The 12,621-nt window shown below is 43.9% G+C and carries 9 protein-coding genes; 8 read left to right on the top strand and 1 reads right to left on the bottom strand.

The window, feature by feature from the left end; genetic code table 11:
• The 4 genes from B4J50_RS01465 to glpX form a co-directional block, all read left to right on the top strand.
• Positions 1-781: hypothetical protein (locus tag B4J50_RS01465; RefSeq protein ID WP_286953886.1), on the top strand; the 781-nt coding region annotated here is incomplete at its 5' end.
• The gene (locus tag B4J50_RS01460) at positions 778-1,311 is read left to right on the top strand and encodes a DUF4416 family protein (RefSeq protein ID WP_286847644.1); all 534 of its coding nucleotides are present in this window, start codon (positions 778-780) and stop codon (positions 1,309-1,311) included. The genes B4J50_RS01465 and B4J50_RS01460, both read left to right, overlap by 4 nt.
• Positions 1,308-2,603: an adenylosuccinate lyase gene (purB, locus tag B4J50_RS01455; protein ID WP_024822163.1), complete on the top strand. Its 1,296-nt coding sequence runs from the start codon at positions 1,308-1,310 to the stop codon at positions 2,601-2,603. Before B4J50_RS01460 ends, purB begins: the two co-directional genes overlap by 4 nt.
• 11 nt (positions 2,604-2,614) lie before the next feature.
• Positions 2,615-3,616, top strand: a complete 1,002-nt coding sequence (glpX, locus tag B4J50_RS01450) for a class II fructose-bisphosphatase (protein WP_286847643.1) — start codon at positions 2,615-2,617, stop codon at positions 3,614-3,616.
• 34 nt (positions 3,617-3,650) lie between these two features.
• Here glpX and hypF read toward each other — a convergent pair whose 3' ends face one another.
• The gene (gene hypF / locus B4J50_RS01445) at positions 3,651-5,933 is read right to left on the bottom strand and encodes a carbamoyltransferase HypF (RefSeq protein ID WP_286847642.1); all 2,283 of its coding nucleotides are present in this window, start codon (positions 5,931-5,933) and stop codon (positions 3,651-3,653) included.
• On the opposite strand from hypF, the gene B4J50_RS01440 reads away from it, so the two are divergent.
• Genes B4J50_RS01440 through B4J50_RS01425 form a run of 4 tightly spaced genes read left to right on the top strand, consistent with a single transcriptional unit; the run spans position 5,933 to position 12,615 of the window.
• Positions 5,933-6,559, top strand: coding sequence for a cob(I)yrinic acid a,c-diamide adenosyltransferase (locus B4J50_RS01440; protein WP_286847641.1), 627 nt, complete (start codon positions 5,933-5,935; stop codon positions 6,557-6,559). The two genes, hypF and B4J50_RS01440, sit on opposite strands and share 1 nt — an antisense overlap.
• Positions 6,560-9,112 carry a cation-translocating P-type ATPase gene (locus B4J50_RS01435; RefSeq protein ID WP_286847640.1) on the top strand — a complete coding sequence of 851 codons (2,553 nt, stop codon included), beginning with the start codon at positions 6,560-6,562 and terminating at the stop codon, positions 9,110-9,112.
• 12 nt (positions 9,113-9,124) lie between these two features.
• On the top strand, positions 9,125-10,183 hold the full coding sequence (mnmA, locus tag B4J50_RS01430) for a tRNA 2-thiouridine(34) synthase MnmA (RefSeq protein ID WP_286953884.1): 1,059 nt from the start codon (positions 9,125-9,127) through the stop codon (positions 10,181-10,183).
• Positions 10,171-12,615 (top strand): Lon protease family protein, encoded by a 2,445-nt coding sequence (locus B4J50_RS01425; protein ID WP_286847638.1) that lies wholly within the window; start codon positions 10,171-10,173, stop codon positions 12,613-12,615. The genes mnmA and B4J50_RS01425 overlap by 13 nt, the downstream gene beginning before the upstream one ends.
• Positions 12,616-12,621: the final 6 nt, after the last annotated feature.

Below are 12,621 nucleotides of genomic sequence, written 5' to 3'. Positions count from 1 at the left end.
TCTTAATAGTCTCTCTTTTTCGTCTCCTCTTTCCATCGTTTTGAGGGCACTCTTTTGCTTCTCTCTTACAAGAATAGTGCTGCATAAGAAAAATCGCTATAAATATTTTCTGCAAGAGGATCTCGTTGCATTTTTACATAAGACGGGAAAGGATAGTCACGTTTCCAGCTTATTTCGTAGCTTTGAAAAAGAAGAGGATCCATCTCACACTCCTTTTTATACATTGCCCAATAAAGAAACAGTGTTGTTTTTATCAGCAGAGGGAGGAGCGTCTATCTCTACTGTAGGGGAGCTTAAACTAATGGTTACTTCCCAAACAGGGGATCTTCCTGAATGGTGGAGTGTTCCTATCCCTTTATTAGCCATTCAGAAAAAGAAAGTGATTCTCAATGAAAAAGCTTGTTCTCATTTAAAGGGGTACACTTTTTCTTATGATGAAGTAGAATCTGCGTTGCAGTCTGAGGAACCCATGTTGGCTATAGATAACGCAGAGGGGAGAATGGTCATATGCCCCATAGAAATAGCTCCCCATGTTTTTATGCTTGATGATGTCACTTGCGATTTGGATACTGCTGAAAATATGATTTGGTGGGCCGCAGTTGGTCAGGCGTGGGCTCAGAAGAAACGTAGAGCAGGGTATCGAATTCTTCGCGTCGATGAAGAAATAAAAGAGCCATCTCCCCTTGATCTTCTTGGCGCCGATGAATATATGACGTGTATATGGGATGGTAAGGTAGTAGGGCACTTATGTCTCAGAAAGGAAAAGGAGTCTTCAGAATGATATATCCTGTGAAATTGATTACAGGAGTTCTTTATCCAGATGAATGGTGGTGGCAGTGGGTTTTGCAGGCGTTATCCCCTATTTGGGGAGAGCCTGAGCGAATTAGCGATGCCTTCCCCTTCGATAAAACAGACTATTATCATGATATTGCACCTGTCTTGTATCGGCGCTTTATTTCCTTCCCAGGTCTTCGTAATGGGGATGAATTGGTTCGTTGGAAAAAGGAGAGTGGCCTCGTAGAACAGCGGAGTAGCCTCGCTCGAGAAGAAAGAGACATACGAGCCGTAAATATTGATCCAGGATATATTAATGGGGCTCGATTAGTTCTGGCTTCAACTAAAGATCATGCCCATCGGATATACCTGACAGAAGGTATTTTCGCGGAAGTAACAATGCGCTATCGTTTCAAGCAATGGGTTGCGTTTGATTACACTTTCCCCGATTTTGCTAGTGGCAGGTATAATCCCTTCCTATCGGCAGTGCGGGAGGATTGGCATAGAGATATGGCTATGAGGAGGCATGAGGAATGATAGAAAGATACGAAACAGAAGAAATGAAACGTATGTGGAGCGACCACAACAAGTATCAGACGTGGCTTCAAGTCGAGCTGGCAGTGTGCAAGGCTTGGACAGAAGAGGGGCTTATTCCAGAAGAGGCTTTGAAAGATATTGAAGAGAAAGCTGATTTTGATATAGAGAGGATCTATGAAATAGAGAGCCAGGTACATCATGATGTCATTGCTTTTGTGTCTGCTGTAGCTGAAAAGGTGGGGGCCAATGGGCGATATATCCATCTTGGCTTAACAAGCAGTGATGTGCTCGATACAGCTTCTTCCCTTATGTTACGAAAATCTCTCGACGTAGTTTTGGAAAAGGTCAATAAGCTTGCTGGTCTTATATGGGAAAAAGCGAAAGAATATAAGTATACCCCCTGTGTTGGACGCACTCATGGTATTCACGCAGAACCCATGACCTTCGGGCTCAAACTTCTCAACTGGTATTACGAGCTTATTCGAGATCGAGAGCGAATTCTTCAGGCGCGAGAACAAATTAATTATGGGAAAATATCTGGAGCGGTGGGAACATACGCTCATTGCCCTACTAAAATAGAAAAACGGGTGTGTGAACTCCTTGGTCTTCATCCAGCTGCGGTCTCCACTCAAATCTTGCAGCGTGATCGTCATGCTCATATCATGAATGTTCTGGCACTTCTCGGAGCCGGCATAGAGAGAATGGCAGTGGAGATTCGACACCTTCAAAAAACGGAGGTCCTTGAAGCCATGGAGCCTTTTGGGAAGAAACAAAAGGGATCCTCGGCTATGCCTCATAAAAGAAACCCCATTCTTTGTGAACGTCTAACAGGGATGGCTCGTCTTTTAAGGGGATATGCTTCTACAGCTATGGAGAATGTGGCACTTTGGCATGAGCGAGATATAAGCCATTCTTCTGTGGAACGAATTATTTGGCCTGATGCGTTCCATCTCGTGACGTATATGCTGAAGAAAATGTCTCAAATAGTAGAAGGCATGGATATCAGTCCGGAGAATATGGAAAAAAATCTGTATCTGACTCAAGGTCTTGTCTTTAGTCAGAGAGTTTTGCTTGAACTCGTAGAAAAGTTCAAGCTTAGCAGAGAAGATGCATATGCAGTGGTGCAAGAGAACGCTATGAAATGTTGGCACGGAGAAGGATCTTTTGCCGACCTCCTTTGGTCGGACTCACGGGTGAATCGCTATCTTTCCAGAGATGAACTCGACAAGCTGTTTGATATTGATTACTATTTTAAGGCAATAGATGAAATATTTTTAAGATTTTCTGAATAGGAGGGGCCATAATGTCAGTGCCGGAACGTAACTTGGCTCTCGAGCTTGTCCGTGGAACAGAAGCTGCAGCTATGGCAGCTGGTCGCTGGATGGGGAGAGGAGATAAAAATGCCGCCGATGGTGCAGCGGTAACGGCTATGCGATATATGCTCAATACCATTGCGATGAACGGCGTTGTAGTGATTGGCGAAGGGGAGAAAGACGAAGCTCCCATGTTATTTAATGGGGAGCGCTTAGGAACAGGAGTATCTCCTGAGGTGGACATCGCTGTAGATCCTATTGATGGAACTCGGCTTACCGCTTTGGGCTTACCAGGGGCTATAAGTGTTGTGGCTTTATCGGAAAAGGGAACGATGTTTAATCCTAAAAATATTTTTTATATGAACAAATTGGCAACTGGCCCTGATGCGGCAGATGTTATTGATATAGACGCTCCTATCGGAGAAAATATCAAGAGGGTTGCTGCAAAAAAGTCGAAATCCGTGGGAGATATTACAGTTGTAGTGCTTGATCGCCCCCGCCATGACGAAGTTAAAGAGCAGATACGAGAAGTAGGGGCTCGGATTAAATTAATCCCTGACGGAGATGTAGCAGGTGCTCTTTTAACATGTAAAGAGCAGGGAGGGGCCGATCTCCTCGTAGGTATTGGAGGTTCTCCTGAAGCGGTAATTACGGCGTGTGCTATTAAATGTTTAGGTGGGAATATGCAGTGCAAGCTTTGGCCTAGAAATGAGGCAGAAGCGGAAGAGAGCCGGGCCAGAGGGCTTGATCTCAATCAGGTGTTAACTCTTGAAGATCTTGTTACGGGAGATAATGTTTTCTTTGCTGCTACTGGCGTAACAGACGGAGACTTCCTTAAGGGTGTTCGGTACGAAGGGCGGCGGATACGAACATTTTCCATGGTTATGCGTTCGAAGAGCGGCACTGTTCGTTACGTAGAAGCCATCCATCACCCCAAGAAACTATGTAAAATCAGCGGTATCGACTACGCTCCCGAGAGTGTCGATAGATAAATTAATATTTTATGTTTTATAGAAGGGCCTTTCTCTACTGAGAAGGGCCCTCACCCCAATATTCTAGCCCTATCGCAGCTTGTCCAACTGAAACGCTTTCATCATTAGGAGATAAAAGGTGATGAGTAAGGGGCAGTAACCCTCTTCGGCGTAATTGAGAGAGGGTGAGCACGAGAAGGCGCCTGTTTTGCCATACCCCTCCGGATAGAGCTACATATTTAACCCCATTGTTGTCAGCAATGGAGCGGCATATTTCAGCTGTAGCCGCAGCCAATCCTCCGTGGATTGCAGCAGCTTTCTCTTCAACAGAGAAGGAAGCGCTCCTTTCCACAAGCCACTGTATAGTGGGGCGCCAATCGAGAAAGAACTGGTGTCCTTTTTCCATTATGGAGAAGGGGGCGAGAGCGGATCCTTTTGCACATCCTTCTAACTCCATAGCGGCTTGTCCATCGTAGGAAATGATAGGGCATATCCCTAATAAAGCGGAAACGCCATCAAAGAAACGGCCACATGAAGTGGTGATGGGAGAGTGTTTCATAATAGCCTTAAGGGAGTCTAAATAACGGGCAGCCCAAGGCCAGAGATTTTGTGCTATATGGCAAGCTTCTTCTCCGTATACAGAGAGAAGCATGGCAAAAGCGTAACGCCAGGGCTCTAAAACGGCCCGTTCTCCTCCGGGAAGAGGGCATGGAAGAAAAGAACCTTGACGCTGGAAATCACGAGTATTTCCTACAAGAAATTCTCCGCCCCAAATTGTTCCGTCGGCACCATATCCAGTCCCATCAAAAATAGCACCTATGGCTGTACCATTAAAACGGTTCTCAAGAAGACAGGCTGCCATATGGGCATGATGGTGTTGTACAGCCATAGAGCGAGAAGAGCTTATTCCAGAGATTTCCTGTGCTACAGACCGAGAAATATATTGAGGATGACGATCATAAACAAGGTATTCAGGATGAAGGTTGTATAACTTCAAGAAATGACGGAGAGCCTTTCTGTAATACTCTATGGTCCCTATCTGTTTTAAGTCGCCAAGATATTGGCCAGGGAAGATAGTTCGATCTTGTGTGAGTGTAAAAGTGGATTTCATTTCAGCTCCAGCAGCAAGAATTACCGGGCCTTTCCGAGGAGATGCTAAGGGAAGGGGAACAAATCCTCTTGCTCTTCGTATAACCACATACTCTCGTCCCTGAGCGGCTATAACAGAGTCATCTATAGCCATATGTATGTCTCTATTATGCATTAAAAAAACTTGAGCAAGAGGCGCAAGAGAAATCAATGCATCTTTGTTGTTAGAGATAATGGGCGCATCGCTCATATTAGCACTAGTCATAACGAGAGCGTCAAAATTTTGTAACAGCAGGTGATGAAGTGGCGCGTAAGGAAGCATAATACCTAAAGAATTTTGTCCTGGCGCTACGAGTGGAGAGAGCATTGTGTCTTGTCTCATAGGACAAATGACAACAGGTCTCTTGGTCGATGAGAGAATTTTAGCTGCGGTATTCGTGATATACACAAGTTGTTGCGCTTGTTTGAGATCAGGAACCATGAGGGCGAACGGCTTATCCTTTCGATGTTTCGATTCTCTCAGTTTTTTAACGGCTTCGTGTTGAAAAGGATCACAAGCGAGATGAAACCCTCCAAGTCCCTTAATGGCGGCAGTATCCCCTTGTTGAAGTCTTTTACAACAGAGAGAAAGCGCTTCTTCACCTCTAGCTATTATATTCCCTTTATTATTTGTAAGCCATAATGAGGGGCCACACTGAGAACACGCATTAGGTTGGGCATGATAACGTCGGTTAAGTGGGGCGTCATATTCTCTCTGACACTCTTCGCACATAGTAAAACTGCTCATTGTCGTGAGTGGGCGATCATATGGAAGATCTTGAATAATAGTATATCGAGGGCCGCAATTCGTGCAATTAATGAAAGGGTAATGATATCGTCGGTTTGATGGGTCGTTCATTTCCCGCAAACAGTCATCGCAAGTTGCTATATCTGGTGGGATGAGGACCCGCTGATGTTCAAGGCGAAGGCTTTTTTCTATAGTAAAATTCCCATTATCCTCTTCTGAACATGTCTTATCTGAGAGGAATTCTATAGACGCTATATACGAAGGGCCGGGTTTTTCGTCTTGTAAGCGCTGAAGATAGCTTTCGATGGTTTCTGAAGTTCCTCGCAAGGTGATAAGCACACCATCGGAAGTGTTTTTAACACTTCCCCCTAAAGCCATTTCTTGAGCTAATCGGGCGCAGAAAGGCCTAAAACCTACCCCTTGTACAATGCCTGTCACTAAAAAAGTTGTGATCTTGAGCATTGACAAACCTCCATTCTCAGGGCATTTTAAATCAAGATGGGCAGAGACTCAAGAATAAAAATAAAGAAGAAATGAGGAATCCCTATATGACGAGAGAACACTCCGAAGAGCTAGGTTTAGTTCAGATTTATATGGGAGATGGGAAAGGAAAAACTACTGCGGCTCTTGGTCTCGCTCTACGAGCAGCAGGATGGGGCTTTACAGTAGGGATTGTTCAATTTATGAAAGGATGGCCGCACTATGGGGAACTCGTAAGTTTATCACGTATTCCTGAAATTAAAATTATCCAGACTGGTCGTCCTGATTTTGTTGACAAGTCTGCTCCTCTCCAGGTGGATTTTCTTGAGGCCCAGCGAGGTTTGGAGATTGCGGAAAAATGGATTATGGGAGGGCAGTTCAATATAGTAATATTGGATGAGATCAATGTTGCTCTTGACTATGGGCTCTTGAAAGCAGAGAGACTTCTTGCTCTTTTGAAGAAACGCGCCTCTCATGTAGAAGTTGTTCTTACGGGACGGAATCCGCCTCAAATACTTATAGACTATGCTGATCTCGTTACGGAGATGAAAGAGATCCGTCACCCTTTCCAGAAAGGGATCTATGGCCGTAAGGGGGTCGAGTATTAATTGAAAAGCCAAGAGAACGGGAAACCCTCCGCTCCTTACGCTTTAGCTGCCGGAGATTTCTTGGAACGTATGGGCGTGGATATTGAACAGGGGCTCGGTGATGAAGCAGTGGAGGCTGCAAGGAAGGAATATGGGGGCAACGTTCTTTCTCAAGAGGAAATTCTTCCTTGGTGGCGTTTTTTTCTCAGACAGTTTGCTTCCCCCATGGTTTACCTTCTCTTTGTAGCCGCTCTTATAAGTTTTATGATGGGAGAACTTCTCGATAGTATCGCTATTTTGGTTGTTATTTTTATGAACAGCCTTATTGGATTCTTTACAGAATTTCGAGCAGAAAAGGCTCTACAGGCATTGAAATCCATGACCTCCCTCCATTGTCGAGTCTTACGGAACGGGAACATATCCCTAATCTCTTCTGCGGATGTGGTTCCAGGGGATATTATGGTACTGGAAGCTGGAGATGTGATCCCAGCTGACGGGCGTATTTTCAAAGAAGCGAATTGCACGGTAAATGAGGCCTCTTTAACAGGAGAATCTTTACCAGTAGAGAAAATCATAGAGTCTCTTCCCATTGAAACACTATTGCCTGACCGCGCTAATTGTGTTTATGCAGGTACGAATATGGTTAAGGGGACAGCAAGGGCTACAGTTTTTGCTACGGGAATGGAGACGGAGATTGGACGAATAGGTCGAATGCTTCAACAGGTCTCTTCTCAGGAAACGCCTCTAGAAGAACGTTTAGCTAAATTTAGCCAGTTCCTTATATGGGCAACAATAGCTATTGCGGGAATTGTTATTGGAGCAGGGATTTTTCAAGGACGCGGTCTTTTAATGATGCTTAGTACCGGCATAGCCCTCGCTGTAGCTGCTGTTCCAGAAGGGCTACCTTTTGTGGCTACTATGACGTTGGCTCTTGGAGTTCACAGGATGGCAAAAATAAATGCCCTGGTGCGGAATTTGGCTTCTGTTGAAACGTTGGGGTCTACAACTGTTATTTGTACTGATAAAACAGGAACGCTGACAATGAACGATATGACTGTTCGTGCAGTTAATTTGTCTCAACCTGAGGCGGAGGAGCTTTTTATTCGTGTTGCTGTCCTCTGTAATGATGCAACTATAAACGACACGAAATCGGTGGGGGATCCTATGGAAGTAGCGCTTCTTCGTTATGCTGGGGAAAACAGACTATCTTTGCGAAACAATTTTCCTCGTATTGCAGAAGAGCCTTTCGACTCACAAACGATGCGAATGGTTACATGGCACAATGAAGGCGTGGCAATGAAAGGGGCCCCAGAAAGGGTTTTCCATGATTGCCCATTTATACTCACGTCGCAGGGGCCGGCCCCTTTTTTAGAGGAAACCAAGATAGCGTGGCATAAGAACGTACAAGTCTTGGCTCAAAGAGGCATGCGAACTATAGCTTTAGCTTGGGGTGATTCCCTTGAAAGCCTTATGTTTTTAGGAGTGGCTGGCATAGACGATCCCCCGAGACCTGAGGTTAACGAGTCTGTAACTCTTTGTCATAAAGCAGGAATACATGTGATTATGGTTACTGGCGATCACTTAGTGACAGCTGAGGCAATTGCCAAGGAGGTTGGTATATACAAAGAACCTTACTCTCTATCTATGATGGGTTCAGAACTTGAATCTTTGTCAGAGGAAGATGTAGTTGCACGAGCGAAAAAACTATCTGTAGTAGCCAGAGTGGCTCCAGAGCATAAAATGAGAATTGTAAAAGGCCTTCAAAAAGCTGGGGAAGTCGTAGCTATGACTGGTGACGGAGTTAATGATGCCGTAGCTTTAAAACAGGCCGATGTAGGGATAGCTATGGGTATACAGGGTACTGAGGTTAGTAAAGAAGCTTCAGACATTATTCTTCAAGATGATCGTTTCAGTACTATCGTTGAAGCTGTGCGGGAAGGCCGGCGAATTTTTGATAATATTCGTAAAGCAGTATTATTCCTTTTATGTTGTAATCTGAGCGAAATCCTCACTGTTTTTTTAGGGATACTTCTCAAGTTGCCTACGATCCTTATCCCTTTGCAAATTCTGTGGATCAATTTGGTTACAGACGTATTGCCTGCACTCGCGTTGTCTCTTGACCCGGCAGAACCTGATGTAATGCTTTGTAGTCCTAAAAGGAGAGACGAAAATATTGTTACGAGGTCCCATAAACTGCTTATATTTTTCTATGGAGCAGCTATCACGAGTGGAGTTTTTGCCGCATATTATTGGTCTCTCTGGTATCATAAGGGAGATTTCTTGCGAGCTACGGAATTGAGTTTTCATACACTTGTGTTAGCTCAGCTTTTCTTTGTGTTAAACGTGCGTAAAAATAGTCTTTTAAGTCATCCAGAGCGGTTCTGGGAGAACCCGTGGCTTTTGTTGGGTATAGGGGGTTCTGTCTTATTGCAAGTTGTCATTACGTATATTCCTGTATTCCAGAATGTTTTGGATATAGTTCCTCTTGGAGCGCTAGAATGGGGAGTTGTAGTAGGATCCGCCTTGCTTCCTACAGGACTTGCTCAGTTGAGAAAAATATTGTTTGGTCTTTAGGTGGTTTTATTCGTGGAGAAAAAAATTTTAGTGGGCATGAGTGGAGGAGTTGATAGTGCGGCGACAGCCCTCCTGCTTAAAAGAGACGGGTATGATGTATATGGGCTTTACCTTCATCTCTCAGGCCCCGAAAATAGCTTAGCTCAGCAGCAAGCTTGCGAGCTTGCTCAAAAACTCCATATCCCTTTTATTACTCTTGACGGGCGAGATATTTTTACCCAGCGAGTGCTATCTTTGGTGGTTTCTGAATATGCCAGAGGGTTGACGCCGAACCCCTGTATTCTATGTAATCCTGCCGTCAAGTTCAGGCTTCTCTTCAAAGTTGCAGAAGAAAAAAATATACCTCTTGTAGCTACAGGCCACTATGCTCGTATCCTCTCTAATAATGACGATTTTGTTTTAGCTAGAGGAAGAGATATAAAAAAAGATCAAAGCTACATGTTATATCGTCTTCCCATGGAATGGCTTCGTAGTATTCGTTTCCCTTTAGGAAATATGACGAAAGCTGACGTGAGAGAAATAGCTTCATCAAAGCTTCCACTGTGGGTTGTAAAAAAAGAGGAAAGCCAAGATGTTTGCTTCGCCCCCCAGGGATTGATGCTCTTCTTGCGAAAGTATATACGGGAGGAAACTTCTCTTCCTGGGTCTATAGTTGATGGAGATGGACACGTTCTAGGGAAACATCAGGGACTTTGGCGCTATACTATAGGGCAAAGGAAAGGTTTGGGGCTTTCTGGGGGGCCATGGTTTGTTGTGGGGAAAAACCTGGCGCATAATATTTTGTATGTCAGCAATACCAGAGAACACCATCCTGGCTTTGTTCAGTGTGTTCACCCGGTCATTTCTCCTTTGTTAAAGCTAGGGGAGGTATATATGGCCCAGCATCGGTATAGAACCACCCCTTTCCCCGTAAAAGTGGTATCGATAGGAGAGGATTCTCTTCGCGTTCAGGTTGTATCTGAAAGTCCTATGGTAGCACCGGGGCAATCGTTAGTTTTGTACAATAGGGATGTTGTCTGTGGAGGAGGCATTATAATTTCATCTGAGGAGGTGTTCCCGTGCCTAACATAACGGAAGAATGTAAATTACCTTTAGAGAAGCTCAGAAAACGAGCAGATATAAATGCTCTTAACTTTCAAACGACTGAAGAACTTCCATGCCTTGAAAAATTTATTGGGCAAGAGCGGGCTGTAAAAGCCTTTTCTTTTGGACTTGCTGTAGAGAGTAAGGGATACAATATTTTTGTCCTAGGGAATCCAGGAAGTGGACGCACAACCTATTCTCTGGAGCGGCTTCGTGAAACGGCCCTTGAAAGAAAGGCCCCTGACGACTGGATTTATGTTTATAACTTTGATGATCCGAGTCGTCCCCTGGCTATCAATCTCTCTGCTGGAAAAGGTAAAGAGATGGGAGCAGCTTTCGAAGATCTCCTTGAGGAGCTGAAAATTGCCATAAGCAAAGCCTTTGAAAAGAGTCAGTATGAAGATGCCAAGGCTCAACTGGTAAAAAAGTTTCAGGAACAGGTTAACTCTTTAATGGAAGAGGTACGGGCCTGGGCGGGAGAAAAAGGTTTTGCTTTAAAAAGGACGCCTCAAGGATTTGTCAATATTCCTCTCACTGAAGAAGTCAGTGAATCTGGAGAAACTTCACGGCGGGAGCTACAACAGGACGAGTTTGAATCTCTTCCAGAGGAAAAGCAGAAAGAGCTCCAGGTCAAATCGGAGGAAATTTCTCAAAAAACTCTTGATACATTGAGAAAAATTCGAGATCTAGAGAAAGCGTTAAAAGAGGAAATTAACAAATTGGAGGCTGAAATTTGCCGCTCAGCAATTACTCCATATCTGCAAGACATTAAAGATAAGTATGGTACAACAGAGATATTATGCAAATGGATAGACAACTTAACGGAAGACATTATCAGTAATTTTAATATTTTTGTGGCTGCAGCAAAAGATGAGTCTGCGGAGATAGACTTTAGTCGATATACCATTAATGTTTTTGTGGCCAATGACCCCGAGAATGGGGCGCCTGTTATTTGGGAGACAAATCCTACGTATTACAATCTTACAGGGAAAGTAGAATACGAAAGCAGACAGGGGTATCTTTACACAGACTTCCATAAAATTGTTCCTGGCGCTTTCCAAAAAGCAAATGGAGGGTATTTGATCCTTGACGCAGAAAAAGTTCTCTTGAATTTTATGTCATGGGAAGCTTTAAAACGTGCCCTCCGAACGGGAGAAGCCAATATAGAAAACTTGGGAGAACAATATGGAGCTATACCAGTTTCTTCTTTGCGCCCTCAGCCGATCCCCATCAAAATGAAGGTTGTAATGGTTGGTACTCCGTACTTATATGCACTGCTTCAGTATTACGATCCTGAGTTTTTAAAGATGTTTAAAATAAAAGCAGATTTTGATAGTGACATGCCGCGAAATTTGGAAACAGAGCAGCAAATGGCTCAATTCATCTGCAGTTTTGTAAGGAGGGAGGGGAAAATTCCCTTTACTGTTGACGCTGTGGCTGAAGTTATTGAATGGGCCAGTCGTTTAGCTGATCACCAAGATCGTATTACCACGGAATTTAATAAAATTATTGAAATAATAGTGGAATCTACGGCGTGGGCTGTTGCTGAGAATGCAAAGCTTGTAGAAGCTAAACATGTTCACAAAGCCATAGAAGAAAAGAGATTTAGAAGCAATTTAATTCAGGAACGGATACAAAGGGCCTTTGAAGAGGGAGTTATTCATATACAAACAGAAGGAGCTGCTGTGGGGCAGATTAATGGTCTTTCTGTTATTGATTTGAGAGATTACGCCTTTGGTCATCCTTCAAGAATTACAGCTAATGTATATATGGGGCAAGAAGGGGTAGTGAACATAGAGCGCGAGGTTAAACTTACAGGCCCTATACATAATAAAGGGCTCCTTATCCTTACTAGTTATCTTGGAAGGAAATATGCTCAGAATATGCCTCTTTCACTTTCGGCCCGTATTGCTTTTGAGCAAACATATAGTGAAATCGAAGGAGATAGCGCCTCTTCTACCGAACTCTACTGTTTGCTTTCGGCTCTTGCTAATGTCCCTCTCCGGCAGGAAATTGCTGTAACAGGATCTGTGGATCAGTTTGGAAATGTACAACCTATTGGCGGCGCTAACGAGAAGATAGAAGGATTTTTCCGATATTGTAATTCGAAGGGGCTTTCTGGGAGACAAGGCGTTATGATACCTAAACGCAACGTAATTCATCTAATGTTAAGTCAGGAAGTCCTTGATGCTGTTTCGGAGGGGAATTTCCATATCTGGGCAGTGGACACTATAGATCAGGGAATAGAGATCCTTACGGGAAAACCAGCGGGAGCTCCTGATGAGCAAGGGGTATATCCTGAAGATTCTATTCATGGCCTCGTTAAAAAACAACTTGTTTCTTGGATGAAAGAAGCTGCACGACTTAAAAAGGAATTTGGAATTGATGGAGAAAAGGAATCAGAGAAGACAGAAGAATAGGCTGGT

The organism is Aminobacterium sp. UBA4908, from assembly GCF_002398115.1.
GTDB classification, from domain to species: domain Bacteria; phylum Synergistota; class Synergistia; order Synergistales; family Aminobacteriaceae; genus Aminobacterium; species Aminobacterium mobile.
The sequence above is the reverse complement of the archived record's forward strand: the minus strand, read 5'-3'. Positions and strand labels throughout refer to the sequence as shown.

Coding starts and splice junctions, on each gene's coding strand:
- B4J50_RS01460 (WP_286847644.1), top strand. CDS start 778: ATGATATATCCTGTGAAATTGATTACAGGAGTTCTTTATCCAGATGAA.
- purB (WP_024822163.1), top strand. CDS start 1,308: ATGATAGAAAGATACGAAACAGAAGAAATGAAACGTATGTGGAGCGAC.
- glpX (WP_286847643.1), top strand. CDS start 2,615: ATGTCAGTGCCGGAACGTAACTTGGCTCTCGAGCTTGTCCGTGGAACA.
- hypF (WP_286847642.1), bottom strand. CDS start 5,933: ATGCTCAAGATCACAACTTTTTTAGTGACAGGCATTGTACAAGGGGTA.